General features: G+C 71.3%; 13 protein-coding genes. 5 read left to right on the top strand and 8 right to left on the bottom strand.

Annotated elements, in window-relative coordinates; genetic code table 11:
* Positions 1-61: 61 nt before the first annotated feature.
* Positions 62-1561, bottom strand: a complete 1500-nt coding sequence (locus tag ACSHXN_RS26915) for an FG-GAP repeat domain-containing protein (RefSeq protein ID WP_438303869.1) — start codon at positions 1559-1561, stop codon at positions 62-64.
* A 346-nt stretch (positions 1562-1907) separates the two neighbouring features.
* On the opposite strand from ACSHXN_RS26915, the gene ACSHXN_RS26910 reads away from it, so the two are divergent.
* Positions 1908-2510: an acyltransferase gene (locus tag ACSHXN_RS26910; protein WP_355137614.1), complete on the top strand. Its 603-nt coding sequence runs from the start codon at positions 1908-1910 to the stop codon at positions 2508-2510.
* 366 nt (positions 2511-2876) lie between these two features.
* Here the strand turns inward: ACSHXN_RS26910 and ACSHXN_RS26905 are convergent, their stop codons facing one another.
* Both ACSHXN_RS26905 and ACSHXN_RS26900 read right to left on the bottom strand, forming a co-directional pair.
* Entirely contained in the window at positions 2877-5015 is a 2139-nt protein-coding gene (locus ACSHXN_RS26905; RefSeq protein ID WP_355801393.1) for a glycosyltransferase, read from the bottom strand.
* 177 nt (positions 5016-5192) lie between these two features.
* Positions 5193-6695 carry a glycosyltransferase family 4 protein gene (locus ACSHXN_RS26900; RefSeq protein WP_383353678.1) on the bottom strand — a complete coding sequence of 501 codons (1503 nt, stop codon included), beginning with the start codon at positions 6693-6695 and terminating at the stop codon, positions 5193-5195.
* Between the two features lie 386 nt (positions 6696-7081).
* On the opposite strand from ACSHXN_RS26900, the gene wecB reads away from it, so the two are divergent.
* Genes wecB through ACSHXN_RS26880 form a run of 4 tightly spaced genes read left to right on the top strand, consistent with a single transcriptional unit; the run spans position 7082 to position 11157 of the window.
* Positions 7082-8158 (top strand): non-hydrolyzing UDP-N-acetylglucosamine 2-epimerase, encoded by a 1077-nt coding sequence (gene wecB / locus ACSHXN_RS26895; RefSeq protein WP_355137608.1) that lies wholly within the window; start codon positions 7082-7084, stop codon positions 8156-8158.
* A 59-nt stretch (positions 8159-8217) separates the two neighbouring features.
* Entirely contained in the window at positions 8218-9636 is a 1419-nt protein-coding gene (locus tag ACSHXN_RS26890) for a glycosyltransferase (protein ID WP_438306505.1), read from the top strand.
* On the top strand, positions 9633-10016 hold the full coding sequence (locus tag ACSHXN_RS26885; protein WP_356111431.1) for a hypothetical protein: 384 nt from the start codon (positions 9633-9635) through the stop codon (positions 10014-10016). Before ACSHXN_RS26890 ends, ACSHXN_RS26885 begins: the two co-directional genes overlap by 4 nt.
* Positions 10017-10026: 10 nt before the next feature.
* Positions 10027-11157, top strand: coding sequence for an acyltransferase family protein (locus ACSHXN_RS26880; protein WP_355137606.1), 1131 nt, complete (start codon positions 10027-10029; stop codon positions 11155-11157).
* Positions 11158-11229: 72 nt separating this feature from the next.
* Here ACSHXN_RS26880 and ACSHXN_RS26875 read toward each other — a convergent pair whose 3' ends face one another.
* From ACSHXN_RS26875 to ACSHXN_RS26855, 5 genes are all read right to left on the bottom strand, one after another.
* Entirely contained in the window at positions 11230-12513 is a 1284-nt protein-coding gene (locus ACSHXN_RS26875) for a nucleotide sugar dehydrogenase (protein ID WP_355137604.1), read from the bottom strand.
* Between the two features lie 9 nt (positions 12514-12522).
* A complete protein-coding gene (locus ACSHXN_RS26870) occupies positions 12523-14205 on the bottom strand; it encodes a glycosyltransferase family 2 protein (RefSeq protein WP_438303867.1) in 1683 nt (560 codons plus the stop codon).
* Between the two features lie 98 nt (positions 14206-14303).
* Positions 14304-15281 (bottom strand): Gfo/Idh/MocA family protein, encoded by a 978-nt coding sequence (locus tag ACSHXN_RS26865; protein ID WP_383353862.1) that lies wholly within the window; start codon positions 15279-15281, stop codon positions 14304-14306.
* A gap of 44 nt (positions 15282-15325) precedes the next feature.
* Positions 15326-16441, bottom strand: coding sequence for a DegT/DnrJ/EryC1/StrS family aminotransferase (locus tag ACSHXN_RS26860; RefSeq protein ID WP_356293999.1), 1116 nt, complete (start codon positions 16439-16441; stop codon positions 15326-15328).
* Positions 16442-16914: 473 nt separating this feature from the next.
* On the bottom strand, positions 16915-20871 hold the full coding sequence (locus ACSHXN_RS26855; RefSeq protein ID WP_438303866.1) for an Rne/Rng family ribonuclease: 3957 nt from the start codon (positions 20869-20871) through the stop codon (positions 16915-16917).
* Between the last annotated feature and the right edge of the window lie 38 nt (positions 20872-20909).

Below are 20909 nucleotides of genomic sequence, written 5' to 3'. Positions count from 1 at the left end.
TGTCGTGTCGGCCGCCGGGGCGGATACGTCCCGGCGAGGGACGGTCCGGCGTCGACGCGTGTCAGCGAACTGCCGCTCCGAAGGCGACGCCCGTCGCCGGAAGGCCGCCCTCGCCCGGTCTGAACGTCTGGGTCGGCGCCCCACCGGCGGTCACACCCCACGGGAACCCGTAGACCGCCCGTCCCCCTTCAGGGCCGTAGGGCACGCCCACATAGAGCAGCGAGGGAGTGGCGCCCAGGGACAGACCCGTCAGCATGCGCGGTGCGGGTCCGGACGGAACGCCGTATCCGGGATCGATCCACGCGTCGGATGCACCGGGCGCGCCGACGAGCGGCACGATCTGGACGCCTCCCTTGTCCGCGTGTTCCTCGGACGACTCCTCACCGGGCACACCGATGGCGAGCCTTGTCGTCGTGGCCGTGGAGGTCGTGTTCGGGGAGGTGTTCACGGCGGCGAGCCGCTTGCCGAAGAAGTCCCCGGCCTCCGATTCCTGATCGACGTCCGCGGTGTTCTGGTCGATCCAGGTGGTCTCGGTGAAGGTGCCGCTCGCCGTGAGCCGGAACACCTGGACGGCGCCCGCGTCGACGGTCGTCGACAGGTCCTCGCCCGGGACGCCGACCGCCAGCAGCGACTCGGTGGTGGAGGTGGCGCCCGAGGGCCGGTACGGAACCATGGCGAGCGCGGCGCCGAACTGGTCGCCGACCTCCTCGGCCCCGCTGATCACGTCCTGGTCCTGGCCGAGACCGGCCAGCGGCTTCGGGTAGCCGGAGGTGAGCGTGTGGTTGAAGACGGCGACGCCGCCCGCGAAGGTCGTCGTGCCGAGCGCCTCGCCGGGCGATCCGACCGCGAAATGGGTCGGGGTCGCGGCGAGCGTGGAGCCGAAGCGGTCGTCCTGCTCCACCACACCGGGCACGGCACCGCCGGTCTCCGTGTCCTGGTGGTTGAAGGTGACCGTCTGGGCGGTGCCGCTCACGTAGTAGAAGCCGCCCGCGTCCTCGACGGTGCCGATCGACTCGCCGGGACTGCCGATCAGCAGGAACGGCGTGCCGCCCGCGGTCTTCCCGGCCGCGACCGAGTAGCCGACCCAGTCGTCGGTCTCCGCTCCGCCGCCCAGCGGCTTGTCGGTGCCCTGGTAGAACTCCTTGACGGCCTTGCCGCCTGCGTTGAGTCCGCTCGGGGAGCCGTAGATCACGTGCACGGACCCGGAGTCGGCCCATGTGCCGATGTCCTCGTAGGGCGAGCCGACCACCAGGTCGCTGCAGCCGTCGAGGTCGGCGTCGTAGACGGCCAGCGAGTAGCCGTACTGGTCACCCGGCTCAGGCACTCCCGGAATGGTGTCGAGTGACTGCGAGAGGGTGAGGGTGCCCTTGCCGCCGCCGTAGACGACGTGCACCGCACCCGCCTTCGGGACACCGTCGTCGCTCGCCTCCGGGTCGGCGATCGCCGTGTCCCTGATCCCGTCGCCGTTGAAGTCCGACTCGGTCCCCGAGGGACAGGCCACGGCGGCCGCTGCGGGGGTTCCCCCGGTTCCGACCCCCCAGGCCAGTAAGGCCGCCGCCATGACGGCGGAGGCACCGCCCCGCCACGCTTTCCCCATCCTTGACACAAACACCCCGTGGTTAAAGGGAATTCAAAGGTCAACGGATCATTTCTTTACCTGATGTGCACATGCAATACCGCCCCCGTTCCCCCACCGGTGACAAATGTCACAGGGGCACCACGTGTAGCTCACAGCCCATGCACATGTGCTGCACATACGCGACGGTCGTCTCCAACCGGCCGGACGGCAGGGGGACATGAGACAGGCTTCTCGGCCGGGAGCGGCCGCCGAACGGCGCCCGCCACCTGCGGGCGGCCGCCGCGCCCGTATGCTCACCGGGCGAACCCAAACAGCCGGAGGCAGAGCAGTGAACTACAGGGTCCAGCCCAGCGCCCAGGTCGACGACCGTGCCGAGATCGGCGCCGGGAGCAGCGTGTGGGACCTCGCGCAGATCCGCGAGGGCGCCCGGCTGGGCGAGGGCTGTGTGATCGGGCGGGGCGCCTACGTCGGCACGGGCGTGCGCATGGGCGACAACTGCAAGCTGCAGAACTACGCGCTCGTCTACGAACCCGCCGAACTCGGCGACGGTGTCTTCATCGGCCCCGCCGTGGTCCTCACCAACGACCACAACCCCCGCTCCGTGGACCCCGAGGGCAAGCAGAAGCGCGGCGGCGACTGGGAGGCCGTCGGTGTGAAGATCGCCGACGGCGCCTCCATCGGGGCGCGCTCCGTGTGTGTCGCGCCCCTCAGCATCGGCCGCTGGGCGATGGTCGCCGCGGGCGCCGTCGTCACCAAGGACGTGCCGGACTTCGCCCTGGTCGTCGGCGTCCCCGCGCGCCAGGTCGGCTGGGTCGGCAGGGCCGGCGTACGCCTCACCGAGCACGAGGGCGAGCCCGGCGTGTGGGAGTGCCCGCAGACCGGCGAACTGTACGACGAGAAGGAAGGCATCCTCGCCGAGCGGGATGCCTGAGCGACGTGCGGCCGCGTCCACCCGGGCGAGCACTGTCCGGTGGACCGAGGGGAGCAGCCCACGCCGCACGCCGTCCGCTTCACGATCCGACCGGCGCCATGCCGGGGGTGGACAGGCATGGCGCCGACGTGTGCACCGCACGCCGATCCCGCGGGGATGCCGGAGTTCGTGGCGCCCGGAGTTGTGACGCACCCGCGTCCGTGACGATCCTGCGCGCGGCAGGCACGTACGCTGCGCAGGAGGGACGCGCAAGGCGGGTGCCTGCCAGGTGTACACGGACGCGCCGTCGTCGCAGAACTCAGGGGGTTCGCGGGCGCGGGAACAGTGCGCCGGCGAATCCCCCCTGCTGTTCGGTGCGGTGGGTGGCTACACCTCTTCGCCGAGCAACAACCGGTCGAACTCGAGGCCCACAACAGACCAGTCCCACGTCGCCAGTGCGTGCTTGGCCGCGGGCTCGGCCGCCCCACGCCAGCTCTCCTCCGCGCCCGTGAGCGCCAGGATCCGCTGCGCGGCCTCCTCCGGTGTCGAGACGACCCAGTCGGCCGGGAAGAGCGTCCGCGCCCCGTGCTGCAGCGCAGCGAAGAACGGCCAGTCCCGGACCACCGGGAGTGCCCCGCTGGCCGTGCCCTCGACCAGCCCGCAGTGGAAGCTCTCGCGGACGGAGCTGCTGAGGATCACGCCGACGTCGGTCAGCGCTGCCGGCACATCGTCCGTATGGCCCATGCGGATCACGGCGCCGGCGGTCTCGAGCTCCGTCAACTCCCGCTGGAGCAGGTCGTCGTACGCCCGGGCAGCGGCACCCGCCTTGCGGTTGATCCCCCCACCGATGATCACCAAGCGGTAGCGCTCGTCCCGCTCTCGCACCAGTCGAAGCACCCGCAACGCCCAGCGCGCGTCCTTGGCCACCGAGTTGATCCCGACCAGAGCGAGGACGAAACGGGCGTCGGCGCCGGCCTTGTCCCGGTGGAAGGGGGCCAGGTCCATCGCGTTGGCGATGACATGCGTGCCGGCGGTGCCGGGCTCGGCCAGCCGGGGAAGGACCTTCTCCACCATCTCGCGCAGATGGTCGCTGACCAGGATGAGGTCGTCCACACGTGTGAAGTCGACCACGTGCGGCCAGAACGAGTACGCCTCGTAGCTGTGCAGCCTGACCACGATACGCGTGGTGCCGGGGTCGACGGAGGTGAAGAGAGCCGCGGCACCGGTGCACCAGTCGACGAAGACGGTGTCCGCCCAGTCCAGGTGGGGCCGCAGGGCTTCCTCGACCCGGGCGCGGAAGTCGGGCCGGCCCCCCAGCGCCTGGGTCAGGATCCCCTTGACGTCACGGGCCAGCGGACGAAGAGTCTCGTCCTGGTTGACGTCGATACAACGGATCTCGACCCCGGGGTGGTTCTCGTAGCGTTCCCGGATCGCTTGCAGGAAGGCGCCGTTCGCGTACGCCACCAGAAGCCGCAACGGGCGCCCGCTCGGTGTGGGGGCGGCCGGAAGCGCCCGCCCACGGGGCGTGGACAGCGCCTTGAATGCGGCACTGGTGTGAAAGGCCGCGAGATACCCCTCCGGGTCCTGCGCCAACGGCGACGAGACCCCGTCGAAGTGGAGTACCCGGTGAAAGGCGAGATCGAACGCCTTGGAAAGCTGATCGGCCGCGCCCGCGGGATCCTTCTTTGCGAATCGCTGGTCCGCCAGCTTCAGTGCGGCCTCGACGGCCTTCTCCCGGACCTCGGGACCGTCGTGTCCACGAGCCAGCTCGGCACCCGCGGCGTCGGCCAGCAGGGCCGCGCGGAGCTTGCGGTTGGCGATCCTGTCGGCAGCCTGGTCCAGCACCATCGTGGCACCCGTCCTGCGGCCGCCCTTCTGCATGCTCAGGCTCACCCGCCGGGCAAGCTTCGCCCGCGCGGCGTCCGGCACACGCGGCGCGACGACCACGGACCGCCAGGCCCTGGCACCGAGCGCCGAACGCATCACCGCGGGGGACGAGGCACGGCGCAGCACGGCTCCGGCGCCATGCCGCACGGTGCGTCCGGCCGAGCGCACCGTCACGGTCGGGGACGGGACGGTGCGCACCACGTCGCGCACCGCTGATCGCACGGGTCGCTCACCGCGCGCCTGGATCGCCCGGAGCGCAGGCGCGACGCCGTAGACCGCGTCCGCCCGCCGGTTCTGCTCGGCGAGGTGCCACACGGTGTAGACGGCGTTCGCGTCCAATGCGACCAGAACCTGCGCCCTGCGCGCATGTCGACGTACCCACCGGTCGCCCTCGGCGCTCTCCCAGGTCCTGCGGGGCGCCGACAGCTTCGCGATGCGCTTGACGAACGCAGTGCCGCGCTGCGCGGCCGCTTCGGTCAGCGAGCACACGTCGGCGGCGTCGAGCACACCGCCCACCGCCTCCCGCTCGAAAAGACCGGCCAGCTGGACCGTCGCTCCCGCAGCCCGGATCTGTTCGACAGCGGCTTTCAGCATCGAGGGCGTCGGAGCCGCGCCCGCGATGAGGAGTACATGGGTCATGCGAGGGAGTCCTCCACCTGTTCTGCGTTCCGTTCCGGGGACATGCTGCGGCGTGCCTGGCGAAGGCGGTGGGGTGCAGGGACCCGCGGGTCTTCCTCCGCCGGGCCGACGCGGTCGGCCACAGCCGTCCGGTCGCACGGCGCTGTCTGCCTGCCCCGGCCCTCCCGGGGCAGGCGCCTACTGCTGCCGGGCCTTCGACGTGGCCGGGGCCTCGGTATCCGGCAGCAGCCGGCTGTACACCTCGTCCAATACCTCGGCCTGGGCCTCCCAGGTCCACTTCTCCAGCAGCCCCGGATCGTCGTAGGCCGCCCGGTAACGCTCGGGGTCGGCGAGGACGGCCTTGACCGCGCGGACGTAGTCCTCGACGTCCTGTGCCTTGAAGACTTCGCCCTGCCCCGTCTTCTCGACCATGTCGGCCATGGTGCGGATGTCACTGACCACCAGCGGGAGCTTGGCCTGGGAGTACTCGAAGAACTTGTTGCTCAGGGCCAGTTCGTGGTTGGGCAGGTGGTGCAGCGGGCTGACCGCCGCGTCGGCCGTGGACAGGAACTCGGGTACCTGCCAGTGCGGCACGAAGGGGAGAACGTGAACACGGTCGCCGAGGTCCAGCTCCTCGACCAGCTGCACGATCTTGGCAGTGGCCGCGAACGGCTTGCCGGGCGGAGTGGAGACCAGTGCCACATGAACGTCGGGCATCAACTGGAGACCCTCGATCATGGTCTCCACGCCGCGTACCGGGTTGATACCACCGCAGTAGGCGAGCAGCGGGGTGTCCTTGCCGACCCCGCACAGTTCGCGCAGGTCCGGTGTGGGATCGGCGGCCGCCGCCTCCTCCGGGTCCGGCGACATGACGGGGGCGTTCAGGACGACGTAGGGCGTCTCCTCCAGCTGATGGCCCTTCACCAGCAGCTCTGCGAGCGAAGGCGAGACGGTGATCACCGCGTCGGCGAAGACCGCGTGCTCCTTCTCCCAGGCCACATGACCCGGGAGCCAGCGCTCGTGCTGGGAATGCAGTCCGGGGACGAACTCGTGCGCATCCCAGACGAGCTTGACAGGGCGCCCCTTGGCCCGGGCGCGGACGGCTGCGCGGGCGCCCACGCCGAGCATGCGGAAGTCGTGGGCGTGGATCAGGTCGGGCTCGAGAGCGTCGATGTGCTTGCCGAACGCCAACTCGTAGTCCCACAGGTACGGCAGCAGCCGACGCCAGGCACGCTCGCCCATGGTCAGCTGCCAGAAGCGGGTGAGCGCCTTGTCGAACGGGGCGTCGAAGTTGTCCCGCCGGCTCTTGGCCCGTCGCGTGGCGCGCGCCCGAAGGGAGACCCACTTGCTCATCGCCTTCGCGGCGGCCTTGGGCACGATCAGCCGGGCCGACGAACCGCCGGCACTGGGACGGCCGGGTCCGCCGGCTTTGTGCGCTTCCGCACGGAACCGGAGGTCCGCGCGCCACGCCTTCACGTGCTGCTCCCGGTACGAGGCCATCTTGGGCGACCGGTACGCCAGCGGGCTGCGGTAGCGCAGGCCGCGCAGTTCCTGCCTGCGGGGCCACAGCGGGCCGGGCTTGGGCACCAGACGGACCTCGGCACCGCCGATGTTCCAGGTCTGGATCTCGCGAGTGGGCGATATCCCGAAGAGGACGACCTCCCATCCCGCTTCGGCGGCGGACCTTGCCGACTTCTGCACGCGCGAGTCGTTCCTGACGCCGTTGTCGACGAGCATCACAATCCGGCCTCGCGAGCCTCGAGGCGATCTCTGCCCGGCGGCGCTGTCGAGCTCCATATAGGTGTGTGCCTTTCGTGATGGGAAAGCTTCTGGCACGTCGCAGGAGCCCACACGACAATCGAGCTCGCAGACACGTTCAGTTCAAGCGGGCGTCTCGTGCAGTGCACTTGGGCGCAAAGGCACGGCCACACAACCCGGCCGCGCCAAGCATACCGTCAGTAAAACGCCGGCCAAGAGGCAGCGAGCCGGGGTTCGCCACCGGCAGGCGACGAGGGCTCCACCCCCCACCCGTATGATCTGGGTTCACTCGCACATTCGTCTACGTTTACCCGGCAGGAGCAGCGCACGTGAAGGTCATCAGTGTGGTGGGGGCCCGTCCCCAGCTGGTCAAGCTCGCGCCCATAGCGGCTGCCTTCGCCGGCACGGCGCACCGGCACGTCATCGTGCACACCGGCCAGCACTACGACGCCGACCTTTCCGATGTCTTCTTCTCCGGCCTGGGCATCCCCGACCCCGACGTGCACCTCGGGGTGGGATCCGGCAGCCACGGTGCGCAGACCGGAGCCGTCCTCGCCGCCATGGACAAGGTACTGGAGGCGGAGAAGCCCGACTGGGTCCTGGTGTACGGCGACACGAACTCGACCGTGGCCGGTGCTCTCTCGGCCGTGAAGCTGCACTACCGCGTCGCCCACCTCGAGGCCGGTCTGCGCTCCTTCAACCGACGGATGCCCGAGGAGCACAACCGGGTCCTCACCGACCACGCCGCCGACCTGCTGCTCGCGCCCACGCAGGAGGCGATGCGCCACCTCGCGAACGAGGGCCTGGCCCAGCGCGCCACGCTCGTCGGGGACGTCATGGTGGACGTGTGCCTGCGGGTCCGGGACGCCGTCCTGGCCGGCGACCACCCGCGCCCGGCACTGCCCGAGGGAATCGACGCCGACGCCCCCTACCTCGTGGCCACGCTGCACCGTCCGGACAACACGGACGACCCTGAGCGGCTCGCGGCGATCATCGGTTCCCTGAGCGCGCTTCCGGTCCCCGTGGCGCTGCTGGCGCATCCGCGCCTGGTGGCCCGCGCCGAGGAGCACGGCATCAAGCTGGACCAGGGCGCGGTGCACGTCGGCCGTCCACTCCCCTACGCCGGGCTTGTGGGCGCGGTCCTCGGCTCCGCCGGTGTTGTCACCGACTCCGGCGGCCTGCAGAAGGAGGCCTTCCTGCTGGGCCGCGCCTGCACCACCGTTCGTCCGGAGACCGAGTGGGTGGAAACCCTCGAGGGTGGCTGGAACATGCTCGTGCCGGACCCGCACGAGACCCCCGCCTTCGCCGAACTCGCCACGCGTCCCGCCCCGGAGGGCCCTCGCGGTACGCCGTACGGTGACGGCAACGCCGCGGTACGCGCCGTCCAGGCGATCGTCGGGAGCTGATCCGGCCGTTCGCTCCCGTCACCGTTTCGACCAGTCTCTCGGAGCACTCCTTGCGAAATGTGATCAAGCGGCTCAGGACACCGGGCACCGGAGAGGTCCTGTCGTCCGGCACCAGGACGACGGGCCCCCGGCCCGACGGAACCCGCCCGCACATGATCTACCTCGCCATCGGTTTCCCGCCGGCTGCCAAGAGCTGTGCGTACCGCATGCGCGAGACGGCGAACCAGTTCGTCGCACTCGGCTGGGACGTCACCGTGCTCACCATCGCGGAGGAGTCCTGGGAGCGTGAGTACGGTCTGGACCACACGCTCTCCGACCCGGTGGACCCGCGGGTACGGATCGTCGAACTCCCACTGGCCCGCGAGGACCTGGAGACCGACATCCGCCGGTTCACCGAGCAGCGGGCGCTCAGCCCTGTGCGCTGGGCCAAGCAGGAACGCGAACGTCACCTGGAGCATTTCCCCGAGTTGGTGTTCGGTGGCTGGCGGGGTGCGCTGGAGCAGGGTCTCCTGGACATCCATCGCGAGTTGCCGGCCGACCTGCTGGTGGCGAGCTGTGCTCCGTACGTCAATCTGGCCGCCGCGTGGAAGCTGTGGGAGACCCACAAGGTTCCGTACGCGATCGACTTCCGGGACGGCTGGTCGGTCGACGTCATCGGAGGTGGCGAGGCCTTCACCCGTGACTCCGAGGCGGGTCGTTGGGAGGAGCGCGTCCTGTCGGAGGCCGTGGCCGTCTGGTGTGTCAACGACCCGATCGCCGACTTCTACCGGGAGCGCTATCCCCGGCTCGCGGAACGGGTTCATGTGGTACGCAACGGGTTCGACCCGGACAGCGTTCCGGCCGCCCAGGGCATACCGGACCCGGAGAAGGGTCTGACCTTCGGCTACCTGGGCTCGGTCAACTTCAAGCCCAGCTTCCTCGCCACCGTCCTGGACGGCTGGCGGACCGCGCGGGAACGCGACCCGCTCGTCGCCCGTTCCCGGTTCGAGATCCGCGGGCACATCGGTGCGGGCGCCAGCCGCGAGGCCAACGACCATATGAAGCTCATCCGGCAGGCCGAGGCCGACGGTGTGCTCTTCGGCGGCCCCGTACCCAAGGCGGAGGTCGCGGGGACCTACGGCCGCTGGGACGCGCTGGTGCTGATGCTCGTCGGCGGCCGCTTCGTCACCTCGGGCAAGGTGTACGAGTTCATGGCCTCCGGGCTGCCCGTGGTCTCCGCCCACGAGGTGGACCACGACGCCTCCACCGTGCTGGAGGGGCATCCGCTGTGGACCGGAGCCTGCGGTCTCGACGAGGAGGGCCTCGCCGACGCGTTCGTCAGGGCGGCCCGGATGGCGGTGGAGGCGACCGACGAGCAGCGCGCCGACGCACGTGCCCACGCCGCCCGTTTCACCCGCGGCCTGCTGATGGCCCCAGGTGCCCGGCACTTGACGGAGACCGTGCGTCCGCCGCGCCTCGCAGAGGCCCGCCGGGCATGACGTCGGCCGAGCGCCGCCCGACCGGGACGCCGGCCCACGGCTCGCAGCACCCGCGGCTGCCGCGGACCGGAGCCGGCGCTCGTGCCCGGCGATGTGCGGCGGTCGCTTCGGGACTGCCCCGCTTCGTCCTCCCGCCGGTCACCTCGTGTGCGGCCGACGGCCCGGACCGGGCCGACCTGCTGTGCGCAACCGCCCGTACGGGTCCGGCCCATGGCCGGGCCGTCCGGGTCCTCGCTGCCGCCGCTCGGGGCACCGGGGTCACCGCGGCTCACGAGGTGAAGTCCGACTCCGCTCGGGCGGTCGCCACGCACCCGTCGGTGGCCCGGGACCAGCCGGTCGTGCGCGGGGAGTTCGACCGCCTCCTGTTCTGCGAACACTGAAGGATCGCCCATGACCTCCATACCGGGGACCGGTCGCGACCGGCTGCCCTCACTGACCGGGCTCCGGTTCTGGGCGGCTCTGCTGGTCGTCCTGTACCACCTGTCGCGTCAGGTCGGCCCCGTGCCCTGGCTCAGCGAGACGGTCTGGTACGGCCGCAGCGGCGTGACGTTCTTCTTCGTCCTGTCAGGCGTCGTTCTCGCCTGGACGTACGACGGCGCGCGCGTACCCACCCGGGTCTTCCTGTGGCGACGCTTCGCCCGGATATGGCCCCTGCTCGCCGTCAGCGTCGGTGCCTCGGTCGCGGTCTGGGCCGTCATGGACCGTCCCGTGTCGCTCAAGGCCGTGGCCGCGACCCTGCTCCTGGTGCACGCGTGGTTCCCGAAACCGGTCATCTTCACCGGCGGCAACCCGGCGGCCTGGTCGCTCAGCGACGAGGCCTGGTTCTATCTGATCTTCCCCGCCCTACTCGCCCTGCTCGCCGGACGCCGCGCCAGGGTCTGGCTGTGGACGGCGATCTCCGTCGTCTGCGCCGCCCTCGTTCTGTGGCCCGCCCTGTCCGGTCTGCCGCCCGTCACGCGCGGCTGGGCGCTCGACTATCTGCCGCTGACCCGCTCCCTGCAGTTCGTGCTGGGCGTGGTGGCCGGTCTCGCGCTCAAGCGCGGCTGGCGGCCTCGCCTGCCCCTGCCGGTGGCCATAGGCCTCGTCATCGGCTGGCACCTGGTTCTGATCCCCTGGTCGAACGCGGTACCGGACGCGCTCTGGTACGGCCCCTATTCCGCCTCCCAATGGCTTTCGGCGCCCGTCTTCGCAGCGCTGATCTGCGCGGCCACGCGCGCCGACCTGGACGGCAGCCGCACAGGGCTGGGCGGGCCATGGATGATCAGGCTGGGGCACTGGTCGTTCGCCTGGTATCTGAGCCACGAGATCGTGATCCGGACGGCTGTCTTCGTCTGGGGCAAGCCCGCCCCCGGCCTCGCGACGCTCGCGTTCTGGGCGGGTGTGCTGGCGGTCAGCCTGACCGTCGCGGCCCTGGCCTACCACTGTGTCGAGCATCCCGCCGAGCGATGGCTGCGACGCGTCGGTCCGTCCTTCCACCGGCCCCGGCAGACCGACCCCCGGCCCGTCATGGGCGCACGCTAGCCCCCCGTACGTCCTCGGCCCTGCCTCATGTGCATGAGGCAGGGCCGAGGACGTCTGCGACGCGGTGGTGGTTCAGCCGCCGATGACGACCCGCCGGACGCCCTTCCAGGCCTCCGGGTCGGTCGTACGGCGCCCGTCGACCAGGACCGTGACGTCCGGGAGGTCGGCCGGGGCCAGCTCGCGGTACTCGGCGTGGTCGGCCTGGAGGATCGCCGCGGTGACCGTCTCGCCGGCGTGCGGGGTGAGACCGAGCGCCGTCAGCTCCTCGGCCGTGTACATCGGGTCCGAGACGAAGGGGACGGCACCGCGCGCCTTGAGCGCCTCGACGGTCGGGAAGACACCCGAGAACGCCGTCTCCTTCACGCCGCCGCGGTAGGCCGCGCCCAGCACGAGGACGTTCACACCGGTCAGTTCGCCGTACGCGGCCGCCAGCAGGTCCACCGCGTACTGCGGCATCGCGGCGTTCGCCTCGCGGGCGGAGCGCACGACGGTGGCGGCCGGGTCGTTCCACAGGTACATCCGCGGGTAGATCGGGATGCAGTGGCCGCCGACGGCGATGCCCGGCTGGTGGATGTGGCTGTAGGGCTGCGAGTTGCAGGCCTCGATGACCTTCTTGACGTCGATGCCGTTGCTGTCGGCGAAGCGCGCGAACTGGTTGGCCAGGCCGATGTTGACGTCCCGATAGGTGGTCTCGGCGAGCTTGGCGAGCTCGGAGGCCTCGGCGGTGCCCAGGTCCCAGACGCCGTTCGCCTGCGGCAGGTCCGCGCGCTCGTCGAAGTCGAGGACCTGCTCGTAGAACGTCACACCGCGGGCCGTCGACGCCTCGTCGATGCCACCGACCAGCTTCGGGTAGCGGCGCAGGTCCGCGAAGACACGGCCCGTGAGGACCCGCTCCGGCGAGAAGACGACGTGGAAGTCCTCACCCGGGGTCAGGCCCGAGCCCTCGGCCAGCATCGGCGCCCAGCGGGTACGCGTGGTGCCGACCGGCAGCGTGGTCTCGTAGGAGACGAGCGTGCCGGGCTTGAGGCCCTGGGCGATCGCCTTGGTGGCCGCGTCCATCCAGCCGAAGTCCGGCACGCCCTCGGCGTCCACGAACAGCGGCACGACCACGACGACGGCCTCGGACTCGGCGACCGCGGACGCGGTGTCCGTGGTCGCGCTCAGCAGCCCGGCGTCGACCGCCTGCTTGAGCTTGACGTCCAGGTCGTGCTCACCGGGGAACGGCTCGGTGCCGGCGTTGACCAGCTCGACGACCTTCTCGTTGACGTCCGCGCCGATGACCCGGTGGCCCTTGGAGGCGAACTGCACCGCCAGCGGAAGCCCGATCTTGCCGAGCGCTACTACACAGATGTTCATGGACGGTGGCTACTTCCTTTTGGAACCGTTCGACTTCTTGGCACCGTTCGGCTTCGAGCCGACGGAGCGGGGCTTCAGGCGACGGGCGAGGGCTGCCTTCACCCGGGAGGCCAATGACTGCTTCGGCGGGAACATCTGAGCGATGGCGATCACGACGCGTCCCTTGTCGTTCACCAGGGCCGCCGCCCGGTAGGGGTCCTCCTCGCGGCCCCACCGGCGGGACAGCGGCATGGGCTTGTCCTTGCCGCGCACGGGGATCTCGTACGTCGAACCGGCGACGTCCAGGTAGACGCGGACGCCCAGTTTGCCGGTGCGTCTCTCCAGCGGGAGCCGGGCGTGCAGCACGGTGGCGCCACCGTCCTCGGCCGGTTCGGTCGTGCACCGGCCCGTGGGCTCCGGCAGGCTGTGGTCGGCCGGCAGCTTCCTGGCCCCGGGCTTGTCCGCCGACTTGGGCATGGCGCCCTGGACGAGCCGCAGGGAGGCGCCGTCGACGTCACCGAGGACGGGCACCCTGACGGAGGCCGTGTAGGTCAGCCCGTCGCCCTTCTGCTCCCATGCCGAGGCGAGCAGTTCCGTGCCCTTGGCGAGGCGTCCCGGAACCGCCTCGCCCACGAGTTCGTAGACCCGGTCGGACACACCGATCAGCGGGCTGCGGAACCCGGGGTAGCGGGCGTAGGCGCGTTCGCCCTCGACGACGAACGGAGGTGCGCCGTCCTCCTTCTCGGAGGTGATCGCCTCGCACAGCTCGTCCACCGCCCCGGCCCGGGCCAGCGCGATGCGCACTCGGCGCTTGACGTCCATGGCGTCGCGGATCCCGGCGGTGAAGTAGGCGTCAGCGAGCTTCCCGATGCCCGCGCAGATGTCCTTCTGCAGGGCGCGGTCCAGCGCCGGGAAGTCGTCCTGGACGAGCTTGGCCAGCTCCCAGGTGAAGTGCCGGCGCAGGACGGCGTCCCGTTGCGGGCCTTCCTCGATCAGCCCGGCCGTGAAGTCCATGATCTCGGCGGTGCAGCGCAGCCGGGCCATGTGGTCCGCCCGGTAGGTGATGTTGCTGGCGTCGCCCCGCTTGACCGCGTAGTAGCAGATGTAGTCGGCCACCACCGCGATCTTCCGGGCGCGCACGCACGCCTCGATGGTGAACGGCTGGTCGCTGCCCACGGGCAGGTCTTCGGGGAAGCGCAGTTTGTGCGCCTCGACCAGCTCCCGGCGGAACAGTTTGGTGTTGGCGAGGGTCCAAGGCAGCGCGGAGTCGGTGAGCCCGATGTCCGGGTTGTTCTCCTTGTAGAGCGCCTGGTGGACGTAACGCCCGTTGGTGCCCACCATCTTGCCGACGACCACGTCCGAGCCGTGCTCGTCGGCGCAGGCCACCATGCGCTCCAGCGCCTCCTCGCCGAGGTGGTCGTCGGAGCCGATGAAGTAGACGTAGCGGCCCGTGGCGACGTCCAGCGCCCGGTTGCTGGGGGCCGCGGGGCCACCGGAGTTGGCCTGGTGGAGCACCTTCACGGTGTCCGGGTACTCGGCCGCGAAGCGATCGAGTTCGGCGCCGCTGTCGTCGGTGGAGCCGTCGTCGACGGCGACGATCTCCAGCCGGTCCCGGCCGATGCTCTGCCCGAGGAGGGAGTCCAGGCACTCCGTCAGGTAGGGCATGGTGTTGTAGACAGCGACGATCACGCTGACATCAGGTGCGGTGCTCATTTTCCGGCTCCTGGTCTCCCGCGGCCGTGGACCGCCGGGCGCTGAGGGGAAGAACGCGCAGAATTGCGGAGCAGTCGGCGTTGTACCACCGCCGGTGCTCAACGGCCATGGAAAGCCAGGTCCTCCGACTCGAGCGAAATGCTGCGGTTGTCCAGCGCCGACTCCAGTACCGCCGCCGCCACTTCCACCGTCCGCGTCCCCTGCCGGAGCGTGCAGATGTCGGCGGGCCTGCCGAGTACGGCGTCGCGGAAGAGCTCGTGCTCGACCAGGAGCGGTTCGCGCTTCTGGATGGCGTAGCGGATCATGTCACCCTCGGAGACTCCGCGGAAGGCCTGGAGCGCCTCCCACTCGGTCGTCATCGCGGCGTTGGAGTGGAACGTCAGGTCCGCGGTCAGGGTGTCGGCGATGAAGCATCCGCGTTCACCGGTGACCGAGGTGAAACGCTCCTTGAGCGGGCTCAGCCAGTTGACCAGGTGGTTGACCATGGTGCCGTCGTCGAGGCGGCCGACCGCGGAGACCATGTCCTCGTGCTCGCGACCGCTCTTGGAGACGGTGTGCGCGGCGATGGACACATACTCGCGACCCGTCACCCAGCCGGTGAGGTCGATGTCGTGGGTGGCGAGGTCCTTGACCACGCCGACGTCCGCGATGCGGTGCGGGAAGGGGCCCTGGCGCCGGGTGACGACCTGGTACACGTCGCCGAGTTCACCGGCCTCCAGGCGGGCCCGCAGCGAGCGCAGCGCGGGGTTGAACCGCTCGATGTGTCCGACACCGGCCACCAGGCCGCGCGATTCGAAGGCCTCGACGAGGCGCCGCGCTCCTTCCACGGTGGCGGCGACCGGCTTCTCGATCAGCGCGCAGACGCCGGCCTCCGCGAGCTGCAGGCCGACCTCCTCGTGCATGGCCGTGGGGCAGGCCACGACGGCGTAGTCGACGCCCAGGGCGATGAGCTCCTGGACGGTGTCGAGGATCGGCGCGCCCTGGGCGGCGCCGAACTTGTCGCCCATCGGGTCGACGACGCCGACGAAGTCGACGCCCTCCAGACCTGCCAGGACGCGGGCGTGATGACGCCCCATGGAACCGAGGCCGACGAGTCCGGCCCGCAGAGCTCTGGCGGCGGTCACAGCTCCTCCCCCAGGGTGTTCACCGCGGCGACGATGCGCTCGAGGTCCTGCGCGGACAGGGCGGGGTGCACGGGCAGTGACACGACCTCGGCGGCCGCACGCTCGGTCTCGGGCAGGTCCCAGACGCGGCCGGCCTTCTGGTCCGGCTCCCAGTACGGCTTCAGCCGGTGGATCGGGGTGGGGTAGTACACGGCGTTGCCGACACCGGCGTCGGCGAGGCGCTTCATGGCGGCGTCGCGGTCGCCCCGCACGCGCACGGTGTACTGGTGATAGACGTGCCGGGCGCCCTCGGCGACCCGCGGCGTGACCACGTTCGACGCGGTGATGTGCGCGCTCAGGTAGGCGGCGTTGGCGATGCGCTGCTCGGTCCAGCCCTCGAGCTTGGCGCGCTGGACCCGGCCGATCGCGGCCGAGACGTCCGTCATGCGCATGTTGGCGCCGACGATCTCGTTGGCGTAGCGCTGCTCCATGCCCTGGTTGCGCAGCAGGCGCAGGGTGCGGGCGATCTCCGCGTCGGCGGTGGTGACCATGCCGCCTTCGAGGCTGTGCATGTTCTTCGTCGGGTAGAAGCTGAACGTTCCGGCGGTGCCGAAGGCCCCGACCGGCGTTCCGTGCAAGGCGGCGGCGTGCGCCTGGCAGGCGTCCTCCACCACGGCCAGACCGTGCTGTTCGGCGATGGCCATGATCCGGTCCATCGCCGCGGGGTGGCCGTACAGATGGACCGGCATGATCGCGGCGGTGCGCGGCGTGATGGCGGCCTCGACCGCCGCCGGGTCCAGGCAGAAGCTGTCGGCCTCGATGTCGGCGAAGACCACGTCGGCGCCGACGAGCCGTACGGCGTTGGCGGATGCGGCGAACGAGAACGACGGCACGATGACCTCGTCGCCCGGCCCGAGACCGAGGGCGAGCAGCGTCAGGTGCAGCGCCGAGGTGCCGGAGTTGACCGCGACGCAGTGCCGCATGTCCACCAGCTCCGCGAACTCCGCCTCGAAGGCGGCCACCTCGGGGCCCTGTACCACCCTGCCGCTGCGCAGGACGCGTACCGCGGCCTCGATCTCCTCGTCGCCGATCACGGGTCTGGCGGCAGGTATCGGCTCATGAATGTCGGACACGACATCCCCCTCCTCTTCGGCGTCCTCGAGGGGCGCACCACGTTGCGCATGCGTCGGGGAGGGACGGCGTTTGTGCGCGCGTGTCCGCATCCCTGACAGTTCGCCCGTGTCGGGTGACGGCGAACGGATTTCGCGGAGGGCCTCCCCCCAAAGAAGGCCCGTGCGAGACGACAGCCGGCGTGCCGGGCGACAAGGAGCGTGCGGGCACGTCGACTGTGGCCCGGCGTTCACTTCGTCAACGCAAGGTGACGCCAAGGCCGAAGTCACATTACCAGCAAAGGAACAGAGTTTTTCCCCGGGGTTACGGCAGAGATACCGCGGATTGACCCGCCGATGGCGGGGCCGACAAGCACAGTGATCACCTTGTACGAAAGGCCAGGGCACGGCCGCACGCAAAAGAAGCGCGGAACACCGTCAATTCACCGGTGTTCCGCGCTTCTTCGCTCGCAGCGCCCCCGAGGACGGGGGCCGGGTCAGTCCTCCGTGGTGGCCGAGACCGCCGGCTGCGCCTGCTGCTCGGCCGCCGCCGTCTTCTTCGCCGCCGCCTTCTTGGCCGTCGTCTTCTTCGCGACGGTCTTCTTGGCGGCGGTCTTCTTGGCCGTCGCCTTCTTGGTGGCGGCCTTCTTCGCCGTGGCCTTCTTCGCCGTGGTACGCGCCGCCTTCTTGGCCGGCGCCGGCACCTCGGCCTCGGCCGGGGCCTCCGTCTCCCCGGCGGCCTCGGCCGCCGGCACGACCACGACGGCCGCCTCCTCGGACGAGGCGGGCGCGGTGGACTTGCGCACGGCACGTCGGCGCGGGCGGGCCGGAGCGGCGCTCTCGGCGGTCGCCTCGGCCGGCTCGGGCGCCTGCTCAGCGGCGGGTTCGGCCGGCGCCTCGGCCTGCGGCTCGGTCTCGGCGACCGTCACCACGCTCTCCGCGGGCGAACCGGCGGGCGCCGACACCTTGCGGGTCGCACGACGGCGCGCACGGCCCTTGGGCGCGGCCTCCTCCTCGACCGGCGCGGGGGGCGCCTCGACGACCGGGTCCTCGACCGCCGCGGGCTCCGTCTCGGCCTCGTGCCGTGCCTTCGGCGCACGCTCGTCCGTACGGGACTTCGGCGCACGCTCCTCGGTGCGGGGAGCACCCGCGGGAGCCGACGCACGACGGGTCGCACGGCGCCGCGTACGACCGCGGGAGGCGGCCGCCTCGGCCTCGGCGACGCTGCTGTACAGCTCCTCGTCCGGGGCGAACTCGGGCTCGGGCATCGCGACCGGCGCCGCCACCTCGGCGACCACCTCGGCCTCGGTCTCCTCGGCCTCCGCGATCTCCTCGGTCGTGACCGTCGCCTCGTGCGTCTCGGCCTCCGCGCCGCCCCGGCCGCGCTTGCGGCGCTTGCCGGTGCCGGGCGCGGCGGGCGCGTGGTCCATGTGCACGATCACGCCACGGCCGTTGCAGTGCACGCAGGTCTCGGAGAACGACTCCAGCAGCCCCTGTCCGACGCGCTTGCGCGTCATCTGGACGAGGCCCAGCGAGGTCACCTCGGCGACCTGGTGCTTGGTGCGGTCCCGGCCCAGGCACTCCAGCAGACGCCGCAGCACCAGGTCCCGGTTGGACTCGAGCACCATGTCGATGAAGTCGATGACGATGATGCCGCCGAGGTCGCGCAACCGCAGCTGACGGACGATCTCCTCGGCCGCCTCGAGGTTGTTCCTGGTGACGGTCTCCTCGAGGTTGCCGCCCTGACCGGTGAACTTCCCGGTGTTGACGTCGACGACGACCATCGCCTCGGTCCGGTCGATCACCAGCGAACCGCCGCTGGGCAGCCAGACCTTGCGGTCCAGCGCCTTGGCGAGCTGCTCGTCGATCCGGTAGGTGGCGAAGACGTCGACCTCGGAGGTCCACCTCTGCAGACGGTCCGCCAGGTCGGGGGCGACGTGCGAGACGTATCCGTGGATGGTCTCCCAGCCCTCGTCACCGCTGACGATGACCTTCGAGAAGTCCTCGTTGAAGATGTCGCGCACGACGCGGACGGTCATGTCCGGCTCGCCGTACAGCAGCGTCGGGGCGTTGCCGTTCTTCGACTTCTTCTGGATCTCCTCCCACTGCGCCTGCAGCCGCTCGACGTCCCGGCGCAGCTCCTCCTCGCTCGCGCCCTCGGCCGCGGTGCGCACGATGACACCCGCGTCCTCGGGAACGATCTTCTTGAGGATGGTCTTCAGCCGGGCCCGCTCGGTGTCGGGCAGCTTGCGGCTGATACCGGTCATCGAGCCCTCGGGCACGTAGACGAGGTAGCGGCCGGGCAGGGAGACCTGGCTGGTCAGACGGGCGCCCTTGTGGCCGATCGGGTCCTTCGTCACCTGGACGAGGACGGACTGACCGGACTTGAGGGCGGACTCGATGCGGCGCGGCCCGTTCGCCATGCCCAGCGCCTCGAAGTTGACCTCGCCCGCGTACAGCACGGCGTTGCGGCCCTTGCCGATGTCGATGAAGGCGGCCTCCATCGACGGCAGGACGTTCTGCACCTTGCCCAGATAGACGTTGCCGACGTACGAGGTCGCCTGCTCCTTGTTGACGTAGTGCTCGACGAGCACGCCGTCCTCCAGGACGCCGATCTGCGTGCGCTCGCCGCTCTGGCGTACGACCATCACGCGCTCGACGGCCTCGCGCCGGGCCAGGAACTCGGCCTCGGTGATGATCGGGACACGACGGCGGCCCTGCTCGCGCCCCTCGCGGCGGCGCTGCTTCTTGGCCTCGAGGCGGGTCGAGCCCTTGATGGACTGCACCTCGTCGGAGCCGTCACCGGACCGCTCGTCCTTCTTGCGGGGCTCGCGGACCTTGACGACCGTGCGCTCCGGGTCGTCGGACGACGGCTCGGCGTCGACGCCGGAGTCGCCGGCCCGGCGGCGGCGCCGACGGCGACGGCGGCTGCTGGAGCTGGAGCCACCCGAGGAATCCTCGTGGTGCTCGTCCTCGTCCGCGTCCTCGGCGTCCTCTTCGAGCTGCTCGGCGGTGTCCTCGGCGTCCTGCTCCGCCTGCTCGGAGGCGAGTTCCTCGGACTCGTCGCCGTGCCCGGACTCGCCTTCGGCCGCCTCACCGCGGCGCCGACGGCGGCCACCGCGACGGCGGCGACGGCGGGAACCGGCCTCCTCGGGCTCTTCGCCCTCGGCGGACTCCTCCGGCTCCTCCTCGTCCTCCTCCACCTCGTCGGTGGTCTCGGGCGTCGCGGCCACCGGCTCCTCGTCGCCACCACGGCGGCGACGACGGCGGCGCGGTGCCACGGCTTCGGTCTCGGTCTCGGCCTCGGTCTCGGGCTCGTCCTCCTCCACCTCCGCGGCCTCGGCAGCAGCGGCGGCCGCGGCCCGCTCGGGGGTCTGGAACATCGGCTCGGTGAAGACCGGCGCCTGGAAGACGGCGACGGTGGGCCGCGCGGGCCGCTGCACGGCCTCGGGCTCCTCGTCGGCGGCGGACTGCGCGGGCTCGGAGAATCCGGTGGCGGCCTTGCGGGCCGCACGCCGGCGGCCACGACGCGGGGCTGTCTCCTCGGCGGGCTGCTCCGTCTCCGACGCGGCGGCCGCCTCGGTGACGGCCGGCTCGGCCTCGGCGGTCCTGGGCGTCTCCGCGCCCTCGGGCGCCGCCACCGGCGCCTCGACCGCCTCCGGTGCGCCGGCGGGCGCGGACACGCGACGTGTGGCCCGGCGACGGGCGCGACGCGGGGCCGCCTCCTCGGCCGCGGGGGTCTCCTCGGCCCTCTCGTCGATCTGCGGCTCGGCGGTCGCCACGGACGTTCGGGCCTCGGGGGCTTCGCCGGTCTCGGCGGCCTCGGGCGCCCCGGCGGGCGCGGAAGCCCGGCGAGCGGCACGACGACGCGTACGCGCCGGAGCAGCCACCTCGGGCTCGGCCTCGGCAGCCACAGGCGCCTCGACGGCACCCTCGGCATCGGCGGCCACGACCACCTCGACCGCCTCCGCGGTCTCCGGCGACCCGGCAGGCGCGGAAGCCCGGCGAGCGGCACGACGACGCGTACGCGCCGGAGCAGCCACCTCGGGCTCGGCCTCGGCAGCCGCAGGCGCCTCGACGGCACCCTCGGCATCGGCCGCCACGACCACCTCGACCGCCTCCGCGGTCTCCGGCGACCCGGCAGGCGCGGAAGCCCGGCGAGCGGCACGACGACGCGTACGCGCCGGAACAGCCACCTCGGGCTCGGCGACAACCGGTGCCTCGGCCACCGCTTCGGTCTCTTCGATCTCTTCGACCTCAGGGGCCTCCACGGCCTCTGCGGTCTCCTCCGCAGGTACGGCCTGCGCCGTCACGGTCTCGACGCCTACCGCGTCGGCCGCGATCACCGGCGGTCCCGCCGGACGCGACGCGGCACGACGGCGCCGGCGCGGGGGCAGGGTGTCACTGGGTGTGTTGTTCTCGGAACCCTCGGTGGGTTCGATCGGTTCGAGCATGCGGGGGTATCTCCCGTCAGGCTCCCGGGCGCCGCACC

Origin of the sequence: Streptomyces sp. HUAS TT11, assembly GCF_051553595.1 — a bacterium.
In the GTDB taxonomy this organism is placed as follows: Bacteria; Actinomycetota; Actinomycetes; order Streptomycetales; family Streptomycetaceae; genus Streptomyces.
The sequence above is the reverse complement of the archived record's forward strand: the minus strand, read 5'-3'. Positions and strand labels throughout refer to the sequence as shown.

What these genes read in the sequence shown, in the direction of transcription:
- ACSHXN_RS26915 (WP_438303869.1), bottom strand. Translation starts at nt 1,561, where the DNA reads ATGGCGGCGGCCTTACTGGCCTGGGGGGTCGGAACCGGGGGAACCCCC.
- ACSHXN_RS26905 (WP_355801393.1), bottom strand. Translation starts at nt 5,015, where the DNA reads ATGACCCATGTACTCCTCATCGCGGGCGCGGCTCCGACGCCCTCGATG.
- ACSHXN_RS26885 (WP_356111431.1), top strand. Translation starts at nt 9,633, where the DNA reads ATGACGTCGGCCGAGCGCCGCCCGACCGGGACGCCGGCCCACGGCTCG.
- ACSHXN_RS26880 (WP_355137606.1), top strand. Translation starts at nt 10,027, where the DNA reads ATGACCTCCATACCGGGGACCGGTCGCGACCGGCTGCCCTCACTGACC.
- ACSHXN_RS26875 (WP_355137604.1), bottom strand. Translation starts at nt 12,513, where the DNA reads ATGAACATCTGTGTAGTAGCGCTCGGCAAGATCGGGCTTCCGCTGGCG.
- ACSHXN_RS26870 (WP_438303867.1), bottom strand. Translation starts at nt 14,205, where the DNA reads ATGAGCACCGCACCTGATGTCAGCGTGATCGTCGCTGTCTACAACACC.
- ACSHXN_RS26865 (WP_383353862.1), bottom strand. Translation starts at nt 15,281, where the DNA reads ATGGGGCGTCATCACGCCCGCGTCCTGGCAGGTCTGGAGGGCGTCGAC.
- ACSHXN_RS26855 (WP_438303866.1), bottom strand. Translation starts at nt 20,871, where the DNA reads ATGCTCGAACCGATCGAACCCACCGAGGGTTCCGAGAACAACACACCC.